This is a genomic window from Streptomyces sp. NPDC055400 (assembly GCF_053644375.1).
Genome location: NZ_JBSHLM010000010.1, coordinates 177,494 through 195,000, shown reverse-complemented (window position 1 = coordinate 195,000; position 17,507 = coordinate 177,494). Strand labels below are relative to the sequence as shown.

The following is a 17,507-nucleotide window of genomic DNA, read 5'->3' as shown; positions in this document are numbered from 1 at the left end:
CCATGCGCGCAGCCGTACTGCACGAGATAGGCCAGGACAAACTCGAGGTACTCGACGACGTCGAGGCGGTGGGCTTCGGCCCCGGCAAGGTGAGGATCCGCGTCAGGGCCACCGGCCTGTGCCACTCCGACGTGTCCGCGATGAACGGCGTGCTGCCGCAGCCCGCCCCCTTCATCCCCGGCCACGAGGGCGCGGGCGAGATCCTCGACGTCGGCGACGGCGTCACGAACGTCAAGCCCGGCGACCGCGTCCTGGTGTGCTGGCTCCCGGCCTGCGGCGCCTGTCCGGCGTGCAAACGAGGCCAGACCCAGCTCTGCCTCGCCGGGTTCATGAACGCCGGCACCCCCAACTTCAAGCGCCCCGGCGGTGACGTCTTCGGCTTCGCGGGCACCGGCACCTTCACCGAGGAGGTCGTCGTCGACGCGGGCTGCGCCGTGCCCATCCCCGACGACGTGCCCTTCGACATCGCGGCCCTCATCGGCTGCGGCGTCACCACCGGGCTCGGCGCGGCCATCAACACCGCGGACGTGGCGGCCGGTTCGTCCGTCGCGGTCATCGGCTGCGGCGGCGTCGGCATCTCCGCGATCCAGGGCGCCCGGCTCAAGGGCGCCGCGCAGATCGTCGCCGTGGACCCCGTCGCGTCGCGCCGCGAGGCCGCCCTCAGGTTCGGCGCCACCGAGGCCGTCGCACCCGACGCCCTCGGCGACGCCAAGCAGCGCATCACCGCGGGCGAGGGCTTCGACTACGTCTTCGAGGTCGTCGGCAAGTCCGCCACGGCCCGCACCGCCTACGAGACGACGCGGCGCGGCGGCACCCTGTGCGTCGTCGGCGCGGGCGCCCTCGACGACTTCCTCCAGCTCAACATGTTCGAGCTGTTCTTCGACGAGAAGAAGATCCTGCCGTCCATGTACGGCGGCGGCGACGTCCTGACCTCCTACGAGCGGGCGATCGCCCTGTGGCGGGCCGGCCGCATCGACCTGGAGAGCCTCATCACGCACCGCGTGCAGCTCACCGAGATCAACGAAGCCCTCGACCAGATGCGGACGGGCACCGCGCTGCGCACCTGCATCGAAATCTGAGAGAGGACCCCGATCCCCGATGGCATCAGAGTCACTGCCGCTTCAGGGCCTGTCCGCGATCGTCACCGGCGCGGGCCGCGGCCTCGGCCGGGCGGAGGCGCTCGAACTCGCCGGGCTCGGCGCGAGCGTCGTCGTGAACGACTTCGGACAGCCGGGACGCGACGGCTCCGGCGGCGCCGACGCCACCCCGGCCGAGGAGGTCGCCGCCGAGATCCGGGCCGCGGGCGGGCAGGCCGTCGCCCACCTCGGCGACGTCGCCGACCACGAACAGGCCCGCGCACTCGTCCAGTTGGCCGTCGACACGTACGGAAAGCTCGACATCCTCGTCAACAACGCGGGCATCCTGCGCGACCGCATGATCTTCTCGATGAGCGAGGACGAGTGGGACTCGGTCATCCGCGTCCACCTCAAGGGCCACTTCAACACGAGCCACTTCGCGTCCGTCCACTGGCGCGCACGCTCCAAGGCGGCGGGCGCGCCGGTCTACGGCCGCATCGTCAACACCTCGTCCGAGGCGTTCCTCGCCGGCTCGGCCGGACAGCCCAACTACGCGGCGGCCAAGGGCGGCATCGTCGGCCTGACGACCTCCTCGGCCCTGGCCCTCGGCAAGTACGGCGTCACCGCCAACGTCATCTGCCCCCGCGCCCGCACCCGCATGACCGAGGACGTCTTCGCGGGCTTCGGGGAGCCCGAAGCCGGCGAACTCGACCCGCTGGCCCCCGAACACGTGGCCCCGCTCGTCGGCTACCTCGCGTCCCCGGCCGCCGGGAACGTCAACGGCCAGCTGCTCGTCGTGCACGGCGGCATGGTCGCCGTCGTCGAACGCCCCAAGGTCTCCGCCAAGTTCGACACCGAGAAGGACGCGTTCAGTTACGAGGAGCTGGACGCGCTGCTCACCCCGCACTACGCGGACCGGCCGCCGAACGAGACCTTCGCCGCGGCCGAGGTGCTCGGTCTCAAACACGCCTGACCCCATGGCGAAGGGGCCCGGAACCATGCGGTTCCGGGCCCCTCCGTCATGCCGTTCAGCCCTGTTCGGACTGCACCTTGCGGTGCCGGCCGTGCGGCGCCGCGTTCTCGTCCCGCGAGGACACGCCACCACGGTGCCGGCCGGGACCGGCGGACCGGTCCGCCGCCTCCCTGGACTCCGCCGTGGTCATCTCCGCGTTCATCATTTCGGCCATCGAACAACTCACCCCGTAACAAGATCCTTCAAACAGCCGGGCGAGTCTAACCGGCGGGTGCCGCCCGTGTCCCGGAGGCCGGCGCGCGTCGCATGAGACCGGCTAGAGGAGCCTGCTGCAGCGGGACCGGACGGGCCGCCGCGGGCGGCTCGGGCGCCGTCTGCGGAACCTGTTCCCCCACTTCCTCCACGGGTTCCGGCACCGATGTGCGCGCGATCCCGCACGGCACCGACTCGGTGGCATACGGGAGTTGCAGCTCACCGTCACGTGTCCAAGAGCCCGAGCCCGCCAACCAGCCCTGCGGAGCCGCGAGTTGATGCATCTGGCGCTCGGCGGGCCGCCACAGACCCAGCCAGGTGCCCGCGGCGCCGTCGATCCGCAGCGCCACGGCACAGCTCTCCGGCATCAGTGTCTGACCCGGCTGGATCGCGAAGGGCGTCACCGCGCAGTCGGCCAGACGCAGGCACTCCGGGAAGCGAACCGGCAGCGTCGAGCCCAGCACGCCCCAGCCCAGGCGTTCCCGGCCCGGCGACGGCGCGTCCGAACGGATCAGGAGCAGCCCGCTGTCTGCATCGGCGAGCACCAGGCGGTCCGCGCTGGACTCCGCGATCTGGAGCAGCGGCGTGACCTCGCCGCCCCGCCCCAGGTCCACCGCGACCGTCTTGACGGGCCCCCCGTCGAGGGACCGGTCAAGGGCCAGCATCCGGCCCGAGCGGTCCAGCCACACCCCGCCCGAACAGCGCCCCGGGACCTCGGCCACGAACTCGGGCCCGAACGCCCCGCCCGCGACCATCCACACACCCGTCGACCGCTCGCCGACGGCGATGGCGTACGCGCATCCGCCGCCCGGCGCCGGCGGAAGCAGCGTCAACTCCCCACCGCTCACGGCCCCGAGAGGCACCTCGCCCGTTCGCGGACCCGTCGGATACAGCAGGGAGAAGGAGTGCCGGCCGTCCACCACGCGCCGGATGAGCACGCGTCCGTCGCCCATCGGCGCGACCTCGGTCCCGGGCTCCTCCGGCTGATTCCCCGGCAACGGCACCGCGTACGGCTCGGGCCCGTCCAGCGTCCACCGCTCGGGAAACCAGGACGTACCGTCACACGCGAGCCGCGCGGCGTAGGCCCCGTCGGCGGTGATGACACAGGCGGGACGGGGGGTGGGGGGAGCGAGGCCGGGGGCGCTCGCGGGTCGCGGGGTGCTGTCCGGGGCTTGGGCGTCCGCCGGTCCTGGGCGGGGGGCCGGGGGTTGCGGGGTCGCCGGTCCGGGTCCGGAGTCCGGGACCTGTCCGTACTCCGGTCCTGGGGCGCCGTCCTGCCGGGCGCCGGTGTTCCGGGATTGCCCGTACTCCGGGCCCTGCCGGCTCTCCGGGGGATCCGCGTACTCCGGGGCGTGCCCGTTCTGCGGGGGATCCGCGTACTCCGGAGATGGCCCGCTCTTTGACGCACTCGTGTACTCCGAGGCGCGCTCGCGCTCCGGTGCCCGCCCGGGCTCCCGGTCCGGGGCTGCGCCCGAGTCCGGGTCCGGGTCCTGTCCGTTCTCCGGATCGTGTCCGCTGTCCGGGGCCGGTCCGCGCGCCGGGCCCGATCCGCTCTCCGGCTCCGTCGTGGGCTCGATCGCCAAGGCCGTCATGGGGATCACTCACCTCCGGTTCGTCCGAGCCGAAGCTAGTTTTCGCACGCGCTGCCGTGGCACTCGCGGCTCAGGCTTCACACCAAAGGGTGGCCATGTCCGTATCTGCCTGAAAGGGGTGGGTCGGATGTGCTGGCACACCCGGAAGCGCCTGATGTTAGGTTTGCCTAACCATATTTAGGCGGCCTGACGCCACGAAAGTTCGGAGCTGGAGCACCCATGGCCCTGCGATCAAGCCCTCGCACCCGCGGCACCGCCGCCGTAGCCCTCGCCGTGGCCGCCGCCCTGTCTCTCGCGGCCTGCGGGTCGGGCAACTCGGACTCCGGATCCTCCGCCGGCTCCGGCAAGTCCGACAACGGCAGCGGCTCCAAGGCCGTCGCTCAGGGAGGCGAGGACTTCGCCGAGGCGGCCTCGCGGACCGCGAAGATGGGCACGACCGCCAGGGCCGGCCAGTTCCCGCGCACCATCGAGCACGCCATGGGCAGGACCGAGCTCAAGGCGCAGCCCAAGCGGGTCGTCGTCCTCGACGTCGGCGAGCTCGACAACGTCGCGTCCCTCGGCATCAAGCCCGTCGGCTACGCCCCCACCGAGGGCGACGACGGCGTCCCCTCCTACCTGAAGAAGGCGGCGGGCACCCCCAAGGACGTCGGCACGATCAACTCCCTCAACCTGGAGGCGATCGCCAGTCTGCACCCCGACCTGATCCTCGGCAGCGAACTGCGCGCCGCCAAGCTCTACCCGCAGCTCTCCAAGATCGCCCCGACGGTCTTCTCCATCCGCCCCGGCTTCACGTGGAAGGAGAACTACCTCCTCAACGCGTCGGCCCTCGACAGGACCGCCGAGGCCAAGGCGAACCTCGCCGCGTACGAGAAGAAGGCGGAGAAGCTCGGCGAGGACATCGGCGGGAAGAAGCCCACCGTCACGATGCTGCGCTACATGCCCGGCATGATCCGCCTCTACGCGAAGGCGTCCTTCATCGGCACGATCCTCGACGACGCCGGCATCCCGCGCCCCAGGAACCAGCAGGTCGTGGACCTCGCCACCGAGGTCAGCCCGGAGAAGATCGACCAGGCCGACGCCGACTGGATCTTCACCGGTGTCTACGGCGACGCGAAGAAGACCGACCGCGCCACCGCCGAGGGCAACCCGCTGTGGAAGAAGCTCGGCGCCGTGCAGAGCGGGCAGGCCAAGGACGTCCCGGACGAGACCTGGTACCTGGGGCTCGGCGTCACGGCCGCGAACCAGGTCCTCGGCGACCTGCGCGGTTACCTCGTCAAGTAGTCGTCAGGCAGTCCGCCGTTCACCACGCCAAGTAGCCGACGGTCCCTGGCCGGTAGCGGTGCGTGAGACCGTACCGCCCCCGGCCGCAGCCGAATGTGCGCCAGGGCCGACGGGGCATGGAGGGAAGGTAGCCTTTCACCGTGCCCCGTCTGTCTGAAGTCATCGCCGCGCTCGAGAAGCTGTGGCCCCCCGAGCGGGCCGAGTCGTGGGACGCGGTCGGCACCGTCGCCGGCGACCCCGACGCGGAGGTCTCCCGGGTTCTGTTCGCCGTGGACCCCGTCCAGGAGACCGTCGACGAGGCGGTGAAGCTGGGCGCGGACCTGCTGGTCACGCACCACCCGCTCTACCTGCGCGGCACGACGACCGTCGCCGCCACCACCTTCAAGGGCCGCGTCGTCCACACGCTGATCAAGAACGATGTCGCTCTGCACGTCGCGCACACCAACGCCGACCGTGCCGACCCGGGCGTCTCCGACGCGCTCGCGGGCGCCCTCGACCTCCACGTCACCGGCCCCCTCGTACCGGACCCGACCGACCCCGCGGGCCGCCGCGGACTCGGCCGGATCTGCGAGGTCGAACCCCCCGTCACCCTGCGCGAACTGGTGGGCCTGGCCGCCGACCGGCTGCCCGCCACCGCGCAGGGCATCCGTGTCTCGGGGGACCTCGACGCGACGATCCGCACGATCGCCGTCAGCGGCGGCTCCGGCGACAGCCTCTTCGCCGACGTGCGCGCCGCGGGCGTCGACGCGTTCCTCACCGCGGACCTGCGCCACCACCCCGCGTCCGAGGCACGTGAGCAGAGCCCCCTCGCGCTCCTCGACGCCGCCCACTGGGCCACCGAGCAGCCCTGGTGCGAGCTGGCGGCCGCCCAGCTCGACGAGATCTCCGACCGCAACGGATGGGGACTTCGCGTCCACGTCTCGAAGACGGTCACCGACCCCTGGACCGCCCACGCGGCGTCCAACGCCACACCGATCCCAACTGGAGCCCCCAACTGAACGCCGCGCCCGCCGACCAGATCCGACTTCTCGACGTCCAGGCCCTGGACGTACGACTGTCGCAGCTCGCGCACAAGCGCAAGTCGCTGCCCGAGCACGCCGAGATCGAGTCGCTGAACAAGGACCTCACGCAGCTGCGCGACCTGCACGTCGCCGCGCAGACGGAGGAGAGTGACTGCGCCCGCGAGCAGACCAAGGCCGAGCAGGACGTCGACCAGGTCCGCCAGCGCGCCGCCCGTGACCAGCAGCGCCTGGACTCCGGCGCCGTCACGTCCCCCAAGGACCTGGAGAACCTCCAGCGCGAGATCGCCTCGCTCGCCAAGCGCCAGGGCGACCTGGAGGACGTCGTCCTCGAGGTCATGGAGCGCCGCGAGTCCGCGCAGGAGCGCTTCGAGGAGCTGACCGGCCGGGTCGCCTCCGTCCAGGCAAAGATCGACGACGCGACGGCCCGCCGCGACGCCTCCTACGAGGAGCTCGACGGCGAGACGGCCACGGCCACGAAGGAGCGCGAGATCGTCGCCGCCTCCGTCCCCGACGACCTGCTGAAGCTCTACGACAAGCTGCGCGTCAAGGAGGGCGGCGTCGGTGCGGCCCGCCTCTACCAGCGCCGCTGCGAGGGCTGCCAGCTGGAGCTGAACATCACCGAGCTGAACGAGGTGCGGGCCGCGGCGCCCGACTCCGTGGTGCGCTGCGAGAACTGCCACCGGATCCTGGTGCGCACGTCCGAGTCCGGCCTGTAGGAGCCTTCGTGGTGCGGGAGTTCATCGTCGAGGCCGACGGCGGTTCCCGGGGCAACCCGGGGCCCGCGGGCTACGGCTCGGTCGTCATCGACGCGGCGACGGGAGAGACCCTGGCGGAGGCCGCCGAGTACATCGGCATCGCCACGAACAACGTCGCCGAGTACCGGGGGCTCGTCGCCGGCCTGCGTGCCGCGCACGCCCTCGACCCGCAGGCGTCGGTGCACGTCCGGATGGACTCCAAGCTCGTCGTCGAGCAGATGTCGGGCCGCTGGAAGATCAAGCACCCCGACATGCGCCCCCTCGCCGCAGAGGCGGCCACGGTGCTGCCGGCGTCGCAGGTGACGTACGAGTGGATCCCGCGCGAGCGGAACAAGCACGCGGACCGGCTCGCCAACGAGGCGATGGACGCGGGCAAGCGGGGCAGGCAGTGGGAGGCCTCGCGCTCGACCGCCGAGCTCGATACGCCGAAGGTCCCGGGTCCGCCCGGGGACGCGGCGGCCGGCGCGGCCAAGGCGCGGGCCGCGCTCGCGGGGACGCGGGGCACCGCGGACGCACGGGCCGCGGGGAACGTGGCGGGCACCGCGTCCCAGGGCTGGTCGGCGGCGCCCGATCTCGGGGCGCCCGCCACCTTCGTACTCCTGCGGCACGGCGAGACCGCGCTCACGCCCGAGAAACGGTTCTCCGGCTCCGGCGGCAGTGACCCCGAACTGTCCGCGGTGGGACGCGCGCAGGCCGAGCGGGTCGCCGCCGCGCTCGCCGCGCGCGGCACCGTCCAGGCGATCGTCTCGTCGCCGCTCAAGCGGTGCCAGGAGACGGCGCGGACCGTCGCGGCCCGCCTCGGGCTCGACGTCCACATCGAAGAGGGCCTGCGCGAGACGGACTTCGGTGCGTGGGAGGGCATGACCTTCGGGGAGGTCCGCGAGCGCTTCCCGGACGACATGAACGCCTGGCTGGCCTCGTCGAAGGCCGAACCGACCGGCGGCGGCGAGAGCTTCGCGGCGGTCGCCCGCCGGGTCGCCGCGACGCGGGACCGGCTCGTCGAGCGGTACGCGGGCCGCACGGTCCTCCTGGTCACGCACGTCACGCCGATCAAGACGTTCGTACGGCTCGCGCTCGGCGCGCCGCCGGAGTCACTGTTCCGGATGGAACTCTCGGCGGCGTCGCTGTCGGCGGTCGCGTACTACGGGGACGGCAACGCGAGCGTGCGCCTGCTCAACGAGACGGCGCACCTGCGCTGACGTCCGCGCCGCTAGAGGCCCGCGGTCCTTGAGGTCCGCGTTACTTGAGGCCGGCCGCTTCGCGGGCCAGCGTCTCGATCCGCGCCCAGTCCTTGGCCGCCACCGCGTCCGCGGGAAGCATCCAGCTGCCGCCCACACAGCCGACGTTCTCGAGCGCCAGGTACGAGGGCGCCGAGCTGAGGGAGACACCGCCGGTCGGGCAGAACCGCGCCTGCGGCAGCGGACCGGCCAGCGACTTCAGATACGGCACACCGCCCGCGGCCTGTGCGGGGAAGAACTTCATCTCGCTCACTCCGCGCTCCAGGAGCGCCACGACCTCCGAGGTCGTGGAGACGCCCGGCAGGAACGGCACGCCGGACTTCTTCATCGCGTCGAGCAGCGTGTCCGTCCAGCCGGGGCTGACCAGGAAGCGCGCACCGGCCGCGACGGAGTCGGCGACGTTCTGCGGCGAGATGACCGTGCCCGCGCCGACGACGGCGTCCGGCACCTCGTCCGCGATCGCGCGGATCGCGTCGAGCGCGGCCGGTGTCCGCAGCGTCACCTCGATCGCCCGCAGGCCGCCCGCGACGAGCGCCCGCGCGAGCGGCACGGCGTCGGCGGCATCCTCCACGACGACGACGGGTACGACGGGGGCGAGATCGAGCACGGAGGAATCAGTCATGGGGCCATCCTGCCTCGCTCTGTGCAGCATGAGCAAAAGGTGTTGCGCATGCTGCAACGCCCTTGCTGCGATGTGCTGTGGGCTGGTGCTCAGTGGATCTGGGTCACCACGACGTCGAGCGCCCACGCCGTCCCCGCCTTCGCGGGCGCCTGCGCCTCCACCACATGGCCGAGATCCCGCAGCGCCTCGACCAGTTCGGCCGGTCCTGCGGGCGTGGTGCCGGTCTCCAGGAGCGTGCGCACGATCCGGCCCTTCGTCGCCTTGTTGAAGTGCGACACGACCGAACGCTTCTCCACGCCGGTCACCGGATCCGTCTGCGCGTGCAGCACCCGCACCGTCGCGGTACGCCCCGCGACCTCCCCCTTCGGCTTCCACGCACTCGTGTACGCGGACGACCTCAGGTCGAGCACGAGCCCGCCCCCGGCCGCCTCCGGAAGGGCCTCGGCCATCGGCCCGCGCCAGTGTGCGCCGAGCGCCCCGAGCCCCGGCAGCTTCACGCCCATCGAGCAGCGGTACGAAGGAATCCGGTCATTCACCCGCACCGCGCCCCACAGACCGGAGAAGACCAGCAGCGAACGCGTCGCCCGGCGCTTCGCCGCCGCGTCCAGGGTGGCGAGACCGAGCGCGTCGTAGAGGACACCCGTGTAGATCTCACCGGCGGGCCGCGCGCCCGCGGTACGCAGCTCCGCGTTCTTCGCGATCTCGCCGCGCAGCCCCTCGCTGAGGCCGAGCACCTCGCGCGCCTTGTCCTCGTCGGCCGCACACAGCTCGACCAGCTCGTCGAACACGGCCTGCCGCGCCCCGGCGAGCCCCGGCAGGGACAGCGACTCAGGCTTCAGCGGGGCGCCGCGCCCCGACGGGGCCTTGCCTTCGGACGGCGGCAGCAGCACGAGCACGATCTGACTCCTCGGGACAGTGATGCGGATCAGGGGGTGCGGCCCCATCGAAAGCGTACGGAAGGGAAGGGGTGACCGGGACCACGGGGCGCCGCCACCCTCCACGTCACCGGGCGTCGCCGCTGCCCGCGTCACCGGGTGCCGACCGCTCCGCCCAGGCCTACGCTCGGTTCATGCCCCGCCGTCATCTCCGTGTGACCGGCGCAGCCGAGGCCCCGCTGCGCACCGCACTGCGTGAACTGCGTACGTCCCTGGACGTTCCCGGGGCCTTCCCGGCCGACGTCCTCGCCGAGGCGGAGCGGGCCGCGACCGCCCGGCGCCCCACACAGCCGGTCCGGGGCGATGCCACCGGCGTCCCGTTCTTCACGATCGACCCGCCCACCTCCATGGACCTCGACCAGGCGATGCACCTCTCACGCCGCGAGGGCGGCGGCTACCGCGTCCGCTACGCCATCGCCGACGTCGCCGCGTACGTCGCGCCCGGCGAGTCCCTCGACACCGAGGCCCACCGCCGCGTCACCACCCTCTACTTCCCCGACGAGAAGGTCCCCCTGCACCCCACCGTGCTCAGCGAGGGCGCGGCCAGCCTCCTCCCCGACCAGACCCGCCCCGCCGTCCTGTGGACCATCGACCTCGACGCCGAAGGACGCACCGAGACCACCGACGTGACCCGCGCCACCGTCCGCAGCCGCGCCAAACTCGACTACGACGGCGTGCAGCGGGCGATCGACGACGGCACCGCCGAGGAACCCGTGGCGCTCCTGCGCGACATCGGGCGCCTGCGCGAACAGCTCGAGACCGAGCGCGGCGGCATCTCCCTCAACGTCCCGGAACAGGAGATCACCGAACGCGACGGCCGCTACGAGCTCGGCTACCGCGCCCCCCTGCCCGCCGACGGCTGGAACGCCCAGATCTCCCTGCTCACCGGCATGGCCGCCGCCGACCTCATGCTCGCCGCCGGCACCGGCATCCTGCGCACCCTGCCCGCCGCCCCCGACGGAGCGGTCGGCCGCCTGCGCCGCACGGCCGTCGCCCTGCACATCGACTGGCCCCACCACATGCCGTACGCACAGCTCGTCCGCTCCCTCGACCCCCGGCAGCCGCACCACGCGGCCTTCCTCCAGGAGTGCACGACGCTCCTGCGCGGCGCCGGCTACACCGTGTTCAGCGGCGGCCCGCTCCCCGATCTCACCGTCCACTCCGCCGTCGCCGCTCCCTACGCCCACTGCACGGCCCCGCTGCGCCGCCTCGCCGACCGCTACGCCTCCGAACTGTGCCTGGCCGCGGCGGCGGGCATCCGGCCGCCGGACTGGGTGCTCGCCGCGCTGCCCGGTCTGCCGAAGGAGATGGCGGAGGGCACGCGCCGGGCCAACGCCGTCGAGCGCGAGTGCGTCGACATCGTCGAGGCGGCACTCCTCAAGGACCGGATCGGCGACATCTTCGAGGCGTGCGTCGTCGACGTGAAGGACCAGGAACCGGCCGTCGGCACCGTCCAGTTGACCGACCCCGCGGTCGTCGCCCGCATCGAGGGCGGCACGGCTCCGCTGCCGCTGGGGGAGCGGCTACGGGTGCGGCTGACGCAGGCGGACCCGGGGGCGGCGAAGGTTCAGTTCGCTCCCGCCTGAGCGCCCGATACGCGGGCTGATGTGCCACGATCGAGGGAACGAAACCCGATCTCAGGGACGGCTGATCAAGCGATGTCCGAGTCTGGCGACCAGCAGAGGAAGGGGCGTGACATGACTGCCATGGCACACGAGCCGGTCACGCAGGAAGAGGTCCTGCTGGAGGGCTTCCTGTCCCTGGACACCCCGGAGGGCTTCCGGGCGGAACTGATCGAGGGGGAGATCGCCGTGACGCCGCCGCCGGACGGGGACCACGAGGACTACATCAACCTGATCGTGAAGCAGGTGATCCGGCGGTCCCGGACCGATATGGACTTCTCCGGAAACAAGGGGCTCAAACTGCCCAGCGGCGGAGCCTGCCCGCGTAACCACCTCATCCCCGACGGCACCTTCGCCCCCACCGAACGTCGCCTGTTCCGGGGAGCCGAGTCCTGGATGCCCTGCGAGGGGGTCGCCCTGGTGGCCGAGGTCACCTCCACCAAGCCGCACCAGGACCGGGAGGCCAAGCGGCGCTGCTACGCACACGGTGGTATCCCGCTCTATCTCCTCATCGACCGCGAGAAGTCCTCGGTGACGCTGCACAGCGATCCCGAGAACGGCGACTACCGCCAGTCCTGCACCATGCCCTTCGGTAAGGCGATCGCTCTGCCGGAGCCGTTCGCGTTCGACCTGGAGACGTCCGACTTCGTGTGAGACCGGCCCAGTCCGAGGCGGTCCAGTACGAGGCGGCCAGTCCGAGGCGGTCCGGGCGCGCGGGTAGGATGGCGGCACGGCAGACGAGCCGGGCGGACGGCCGCGTGAGGGTTCCTTTCAGGAGGGATTCTCCCGAGGAACGTCCGGGCTCCACAGGGCAAGGTGGTGGCTAACGGCCACCCGGGGTGACCCGCGGGACAGTGCCACAGAAAACAGACCGCCGGGGACCGCAAGGCCCTCGGTAAGGGTGAAACGGTGGTGTAAGAGACCACCAGCGCCTGAGGTGACTCAGGCGGCTAGGTAAACCCCACCTGGAGCAAGGTCAAAAGGAGCAGCTGTAAAAGGCGGCTCTGCGCGGACGATCGAGGGCTGCCCGCCCGAGTCCGCGGGTAGACCGCACGAGGCCGGCGGCAACGCCGGCCCTAGATGGATGGCCGTCTCCCCGGCCGCCGCGAGGCGACCGGGCGACAGAACCCGGCGTACAGCCCGACTCGTCTGCCTTCTGGGCTCTGAACAGGTCTTATGGCCTGGTCGGGGCCTTTTCCCGTGTGGGTGGACTTCCTTCCTCTGCCTGAGCTCCCGGGAATTCCCGTGGATCAGGGCGGTGGAGGAAGGTGGATCTCCAGGTGGGAGGAGGTCTCCGTAGACGTGAGGAGCCCTTCGCTGAACCTGTCGATCACGACGCCGCCTTCCATGATCAGCTTGCCGCCTCCGGTGCTGGAACGGCCCCGGTCGAGAGCTGAGTGTCGGAGACGGAAGCAGTGAGCACAGGGCGGGGAAGAGCGATCTCCGCCGACACGACCTTCCCGGACGGCGGCCATGACTCACTGCCCCACCGGGCAGTCAGGGCGTTGACGAGGAGCAGCCCGCGCCCCGTCTCGTCGGTGGGACTCGCGGTACGACGGGCCAGGGGCCGGCGGTCGCCTCGTGGGTCGGCCACTTCGATACGGAGTGTGCCGGAGGCCACGACAGCGAGCGTGACGCGGAACCCACGCCCCTTCACGCACCCATGCGCGACCGCGTTCGCCGCCAACTCGGCGACGACCAGCGCCGCGGACTCGCTCAGTTCGCAGCTGGGTGGCCAGCCCCACTCGTCGAGTTGCTGCACAGTCAGCAGTCGCGCCAGGCGGGCGCCGCGAGGCGTGACGCTGAGGAGTTGACTGAAGTGCCGGGTGGAGATTTCTGACTTCATGTCACTGAGCGTGGCCGCCTCGCTCTACCCTGACCAGGGAATCCTTCGGTACGCAGGGTGTGTGTACCGGTACGGACGGTGTCCTGTACGGGGTGTCGGCCGTGACCTGGTGGGGCGTGGGACGGCAGGGCGGGTGTTGCGATGACGGTGACGGAGCCGCAGGAGACGTACGACGAGGGTGAGCAGTCCAGCGACCTGAACCGTGCGATCGGCAAGCAGGTCAAGGTACTTCGGGAGCGTGCCGGGCTCACGCAGAAGGAGCTGGGGGACCGCCTTGGCTACAGCGAGGATCTGGTCTCCTCGCTTGAGCGGGGGAGACGGACGCCGCAGCGGGAGTTCCTGGAGACGGCGGATGAACTGCTGGATGCCGGTGGGCTGTTGAAGGCCACGATCGAAGACGTGGAGAAGGCCAAGGCGAAGGCGAGGGTCAGGCATCCGGCTTGGTTCAGAGATTACGCGCGGTTGGAGCGGGACACTGTTGAGATCAACTTCTATAACAACCATGATGTTCCCGGCCTGTTGCAGACCCAGCGGCGGACCCGCGCCCTCTATGAGATGCGTAAGCCGCTTCTGAGTGAGGACATCATCGAGCAGCGGGTGGCCTCACGGATGGACCGGCAAGAGATTCTGACGCGCTGGCCTCTTCCCATGGTGACGGCCGTCATCGAGGAAGTGGTACTGCGACGGCCCATCGGTGGTCCGGATGCCCACAAGGAGCAGTTGGAGCGGCTGATCGAGCTCGGTCGACTGCGCAATGTGGAGCTTCAGGTGATGCCGACGGATCGGGCGGAGCATGCCGGAATGGGTGGCGCGTTCGTCCTGCTTACCCCGAAGGGGAAGACACAGGTGGGATACACGGAGGCGCAGAACAGCAGCCGACTGATCACGGAAGCCGAGGAAGTACGTATCCTGGCCGCACGGTACGGCAGCATCAGGGCCCAGGCGCTCACGCCAAGGGAGTCCTTGGACCTGATGGAGGACTTGCTGGGGGAACGATGAACACCGCGGAATCCGCGCGCCTCGCCTGGTTCAAGAGCAGCTACAGCGGCAACGAGGGCGGCGAATGCCTGGAGGTCGCCGCAACGTCCGGCACCATCCACGTCCGCGACTCCAAGGATCCCGCCCGCGACCACCTCGCCTTCCGGAGCTCGGAGTGGGCCGCCTTCGTGGGCTTCGCGGCAGGGCTCTGACGCACAACGAGGGGCTACGAAGCAGCAGTTCGTAGCCCCTCCGTATGCCGGCGGGTCAGTCGAGTGCCAACAGTTGAGGCGCACCATGACTGTCCGCCGGGCGGCACTGGACGCGGTCACGCCCTCCGGAGCCGCGTGCGGCGAGAACGACGCAGCGCCCGACCTGCTTCTTCGCACACGCGGCACTACCGGCGGCCTTACACCAGCGCGGGCGCCTCGACCCCGGATGCCGGGTGAATGAGCGCGCGCAGCTTCTCGCGAGTCTCCGGGTCCGTCGAGTAGACGATTGTGCCGACCATGCCCCGGGTCAGCAGCACCTTGTAGGTGTTGCGGATGAGGCGCTCGATGTCCGCGTCCGGCGTCGCCTTTGTGAACGACGGGTCTTTTGATGCCGACCGGTTCACGACCCAGCGGTCCGTACGCCACACGAGGTCGGGGCCGATGATCACGCCGGACCAGTCGTACTCGAAGCCCTGCGCGGTGTAGACGCAGCCGACCTGGCCGAAACCGGCCGGATCGGTGGCCCACAGGGGTGCGGGTGGGGCCCCGAGCAGGGACCGGTCGCCGTACACGTTCCAGGGGCGGGCCCACTGGCCGATGACGACGTCGGTGGGCAGCGCTGCCATGTCCGGGGTGACCTTGGTGGTCCACTTCCAGCAGTAACCGGCCGACATCCGGGCGCCGTAGTCCTCCTCGCGGCGCGCGACGAGGAAGTCCTCCAGTTCCTGGGGGCTTTCGGCGGTCAGCAGCTCGAACTTGCCGTCCGGCTCCCACTGGTCGGGCGTGCCGCCCTCCAGGCCCAGCAGGTCGACGACCCACTTCTCGTACGCGTCGCTGCCTCCGCACCGGAACTGGCTGTCCAGCTCCAACACCGCGCAGTCGAGGCCCTGTTCGGCGGCGGCCCGCTGGATCTGTTCCTTGGTCCCCATCTCGCCGGGCCGTACAACCTGGTGCTGGTCGAGCAGGAACACCGGAACCCGGGCCGCGTCGATCAGCTCGGCCACCTGGGGCCGGCCCGTGCGCAGCTCCGCCTTGGTGTAGCGATTGGCGGAGGTCTTCCGGAGGCGGTGGGCCTCGTCGCAGATCAGTACGTCGAGGTCGTTCGGCTCTGCGTCCATGAAGCTGTTGAAGTACTTGAACAGCTGCTGGACTTCGCGTTTCTTGGCCCCTGCGACCCTGCGCATCGTCTTGGTGAACGACTGCGACCCGGTCGCGTGCAGAGTGGGCACCCCCCGCCGGTACAGCTCGCCCAGCAGCGACATCGCGATCACGCTCTTGCCGGAGCCGGGACCGCCGGTCACCACGATCACCTGCTTGTGGTTCGACCGCTTGGCCTTGCGTACGGCGGACATCACTTTCTCGTAGGCGACCCGTTGCTCGGCGATGAGTACGAATTGCTCGCGGTCGCGGATCTCGGCGGCCGCGACAGCCATCAGCTGCTTGGACGGTCGGATCTTGGCGGCGCGCAGTACGTCCGCAGCCTCCGCTCCGGGCTTCGCGGCGAGCCGCGAGCGAAGGAAGTTCAGGAAGGCGCCACGCTGTTCACCGGTGTACATGCGGCCGTGCTGGTCCTCGGTGACGGTGCGCAGCCCAGCGACCCCGAACTCGGTCGCGTTGTGCAGAAACGCCACCCCCGCCAGCGACCTGGGTATCCGTTCTAAGGCCCCGTTGAACGACAGCAGGTACTCGCAGTAGCCCCGCACCTGTTCGATGGGGTTGAGGACCGGCTGCGCGTACGCGTCGATCCGGCACAGCAGCGGCTCGTCTTCCTCGGGGTAGGCCGCGCTCCACTGTTTCAACTCCACGACGACGTACGACGGCTCACCCGTCGTCGGGTGCACGCCAGCGAGTACGGCGTCCGCGCGCTTGCTGGTGAGGGGCAGGCTGTACTCGACCAGGACTTCCACGTCGTCGAGACCAGCCTCGATGAGGGCGTTGACGAGCGCGGGGAGGCTGCGCTCCCAGGAACGTATCTCCGCCTGCGCGGGCCTCCGGCCGTGCTGGTGACGGAAGTTCTCGGTCAGATGCAGCGCCAGCGACCCTTCGAGGATGCGGGCGGCCACGGACGCCGCGGACTCACGGAACAGCAAGAAAATGCCCCCAGGCAGCACGAAGAAGACTCGTGCGGGTGGGGGCATGTCCTCCGATGTCCGCGTGCAGGCGGATCAGGAAGCCCGTCGGGCCGCTGAGATGGTTCTCGCCATCCTAGGTGAGTGTGTGGATCACGAGGAGGGGATGGCGCGGACTTGGCCAGGGGCCCACCTCGTCTGGCCTTGAGCCCCCGAAAGAAGCCGAAGTCAGAGCGCGTCGACCCCGCTCACCTTCCAGCCCCCGCCCGTACGCGTCAGCGTCATCCGTACGCGGTTCTGGTCCACGCGGGAGCCCTGGACCTGGGTGCTTTTGGTGACCTGGTTGACGAACAACAGGATCACCGCCCGGTCCGGCGTCGCCGAGACCACGGAGGCCGCCGGGGTGCCGCCGGCCGGCTGGGCCACCGTCGCCTTGACCACCCCGTGGTAGTTCCTGGCCGTCGGGCCGACCACCGTCGTCGTGGTCTTGCCGTATTCGTCGCGGAAGTGGCCGGTGAGGCGGGTGCGCGCCGCTGCGAAGTCGCGGTCCAAGTGCCGGTAGTCGTACGACAGGACGACCGGGGCCGCCTGGCGCGCGGCCGTGAGGGCCTGTCCGCGCGCCTGGTCGGCCCGGGACGTCTCGTGGTACCGCCACCCGAGCACGCCCGCCGCGACCAGGGCCGCCACGAGCAGGGCGCAGAGGACGGTGGTGAGCAGGCGGCGGCCGCGTCGCGTCCGCGTACCGGAGCCGGGCCCGTCCCCCTTCCGCTCGGCGAAGGACTCGGGCGAGGGCTCGGGCGGGTCGTCCCAGCCGCTCTCCTTCGGGGGCTCGATGAGCAGGGTGCGTCCGGCGTCCCGTGCCGCGCCAGGCCCCGTGGCCTCCTCGTCGGTGGCCGCGGGGACCGGCTCGCCGTGGCCGCGCTCCGCGCGCTTGGCCGCCGCGCGGGCGGCCGCGGTCAAGGTGCGCCGGGGCCCGGAACCGGAACCGGTGCCGCGGCTTCGGGTGGTCGTCTTCGCCACGGTGTTGCTCCTCA

Annotated in this window: 17 protein-coding genes and 1 other RNA gene; 11 read left to right on the top strand and 7 right to left on the bottom strand. The window is 71.0% G+C overall.

The features are described 5' to 3' along the window. Window positions 1–2: 2 nt before the first annotated feature. Window positions 3–1,079 carry a Zn-dependent alcohol dehydrogenase gene (locus ACWIGU_RS26350; RefSeq protein ID WP_454404164.1) on the top strand — a complete coding sequence of 359 codons (1,077 nt, stop codon included), beginning with the start codon at window positions 3–5 and terminating at the stop codon, window positions 1,077–1,079. 19 nt (window positions 1,080–1,098) lie between these two features. Beyond that, window positions 1,099–2,049, top strand: a complete 951-nt coding sequence (locus tag ACWIGU_RS26345; RefSeq protein ID WP_454404163.1) for a 3-oxoacyl-ACP reductase — start codon at window positions 1,099–1,101, stop codon at window positions 2,047–2,049. A gap of 55 nt (window positions 2,050–2,104) precedes the next feature. Here the strand turns inward: ACWIGU_RS26345 and ACWIGU_RS26340 are convergent, their stop codons facing one another. Then, window positions 2,105–2,263, bottom strand: a complete 159-nt coding sequence (locus ACWIGU_RS26340) for a hypothetical protein (RefSeq protein ID WP_326776016.1) — start codon at window positions 2,261–2,263, stop codon at window positions 2,105–2,107. Window positions 2,264–2,309: 46 nt separating this feature from the next. Further along, window positions 2,310–3,893 carry a hypothetical protein gene (locus ACWIGU_RS26335; protein WP_454404162.1) on the bottom strand — a complete coding sequence of 528 codons (1,584 nt, stop codon included), beginning with the start codon at window positions 3,891–3,893 and terminating at the stop codon, window positions 2,310–2,312. Between the two features lie 219 nt (window positions 3,894–4,112). On the opposite strand from ACWIGU_RS26335, the gene ACWIGU_RS26330 reads away from it, so the two are divergent. The 4 genes from ACWIGU_RS26330 (at window position 4,113) to ACWIGU_RS26315 (ending at window position 8,150) form a co-directional block, all read left to right on the top strand. Then, on the top strand, window positions 4,113–5,174 hold the full coding sequence (locus tag ACWIGU_RS26330) for an ABC transporter substrate-binding protein (RefSeq protein WP_454404161.1): 1,062 nt from the start codon (window positions 4,113–4,115) through the stop codon (window positions 5,172–5,174). Between the two features lie 140 nt (window positions 5,175–5,314). Then, on the top strand, window positions 5,315–6,172 hold the full coding sequence (locus ACWIGU_RS26325) for a Nif3-like dinuclear metal center hexameric protein (protein WP_454404160.1): 858 nt from the start codon (window positions 5,315–5,317) through the stop codon (window positions 6,170–6,172). Beyond that, window positions 6,169–6,912: a zinc ribbon domain-containing protein gene (locus ACWIGU_RS26320; RefSeq protein WP_454404325.1), complete on the top strand. Its 744-nt coding sequence runs from the start codon at window positions 6,169–6,171 to the stop codon at window positions 6,910–6,912. Before ACWIGU_RS26325 ends, ACWIGU_RS26320 begins: the two co-directional genes overlap by 4 nt. Before the next feature lie 11 nt (window positions 6,913–6,923). Then, window positions 6,924–8,150, top strand: a complete 1,227-nt coding sequence (locus ACWIGU_RS26315) for a bifunctional RNase H/acid phosphatase (protein ID WP_454404324.1) — start codon at window positions 6,924–6,926, stop codon at window positions 8,148–8,150. 40 nt (window positions 8,151–8,190) lie between these two features. Here the strand turns inward: ACWIGU_RS26315 and eda are convergent, their stop codons facing one another. Both eda and yaaA read right to left on the bottom strand, forming a co-directional pair. Beyond that, window positions 8,191–8,811, bottom strand: coding sequence for a bifunctional 4-hydroxy-2-oxoglutarate aldolase/2-dehydro-3-deoxy-phosphogluconate aldolase (gene eda / locus ACWIGU_RS26310; protein WP_454404159.1), 621 nt, complete (start codon window positions 8,809–8,811; stop codon window positions 8,191–8,193). Window positions 8,812–8,900: 89 nt separating this feature from the next. Beyond that, entirely contained in the window at window positions 8,901–9,707 is an 807-nt protein-coding gene (yaaA, locus tag ACWIGU_RS26305) for a peroxide stress protein YaaA (RefSeq protein WP_454404323.1), read from the bottom strand. A 173-nt stretch (window positions 9,708–9,880) separates the two neighbouring features. Between yaaA and ACWIGU_RS26300 the strand changes: the two genes are divergently transcribed. The 3 genes from ACWIGU_RS26300 (at window position 9,881) to rnpB (ending at window position 12,520) form a co-directional block, all read left to right on the top strand. Next, the gene (locus ACWIGU_RS26300; RefSeq protein ID WP_454404158.1) at window positions 9,881–11,332 is read left to right on the top strand and encodes an RNB domain-containing ribonuclease; all 1,452 of its coding nucleotides are present in this window, start codon (window positions 9,881–9,883) and stop codon (window positions 11,330–11,332) included. A 120-nt stretch (window positions 11,333–11,452) separates the two neighbouring features. Continuing rightward, window positions 11,453–12,022 carry a Uma2 family endonuclease gene (locus tag ACWIGU_RS26295; RefSeq protein ID WP_454404322.1) on the top strand — a complete coding sequence of 190 codons (570 nt, stop codon included), beginning with the start codon at window positions 11,453–11,455 and terminating at the stop codon, window positions 12,020–12,022. An 84-nt stretch (window positions 12,023–12,106) separates the two neighbouring features. Next, an RNA gene (gene rnpB / locus ACWIGU_RS26290) (RNase P RNA component class A) lies at window positions 12,107–12,520 on the top strand. Between the two features lie 199 nt (window positions 12,521–12,719). Here rnpB and ACWIGU_RS26285 read toward each other — a convergent pair. Then, window positions 12,720–13,214, bottom strand: a complete 495-nt coding sequence (locus ACWIGU_RS26285) for an ATP-binding protein (protein WP_454404157.1) — start codon at window positions 13,212–13,214, stop codon at window positions 12,720–12,722. A gap of 141 nt (window positions 13,215–13,355) precedes the next feature. On the opposite strand from ACWIGU_RS26285, the gene ACWIGU_RS26280 reads away from it, so the two are divergent. After that, complete coding sequence (locus ACWIGU_RS26280) at window positions 13,356–14,213, top strand: helix-turn-helix domain-containing protein (protein WP_454404156.1); 858 nt, start codon at window positions 13,356–13,358, stop codon at window positions 14,211–14,213. Next, window positions 14,210–14,404, top strand: a complete 195-nt coding sequence (locus tag ACWIGU_RS26275) for a DUF397 domain-containing protein (RefSeq protein ID WP_454404155.1) — start codon at window positions 14,210–14,212, stop codon at window positions 14,402–14,404. The genes ACWIGU_RS26280 and ACWIGU_RS26275 overlap by 4 nt, the downstream gene beginning before the upstream one ends. A gap of 197 nt (window positions 14,405–14,601) precedes the next feature. Here ACWIGU_RS26275 and ACWIGU_RS26270 read toward each other — a convergent pair whose 3' ends face one another. Both ACWIGU_RS26270 and ACWIGU_RS26265 read right to left on the bottom strand, forming a co-directional pair. Further along, window positions 14,602–16,542 carry a DNA/RNA helicase domain-containing protein gene (locus ACWIGU_RS26270; RefSeq protein ID WP_454404154.1) on the bottom strand — a complete coding sequence of 647 codons (1,941 nt, stop codon included), beginning with the start codon at window positions 16,540–16,542 and terminating at the stop codon, window positions 14,602–14,604. Window positions 16,543–16,701: 159 nt separating this feature from the next. Further along, a complete protein-coding gene (locus ACWIGU_RS26265) occupies window positions 16,702–17,493 on the bottom strand; it encodes a hypothetical protein (protein WP_454404153.1) in 792 nt (263 codons plus the stop codon). Window positions 17,494–17,507: the final 14 nt, after the last annotated feature.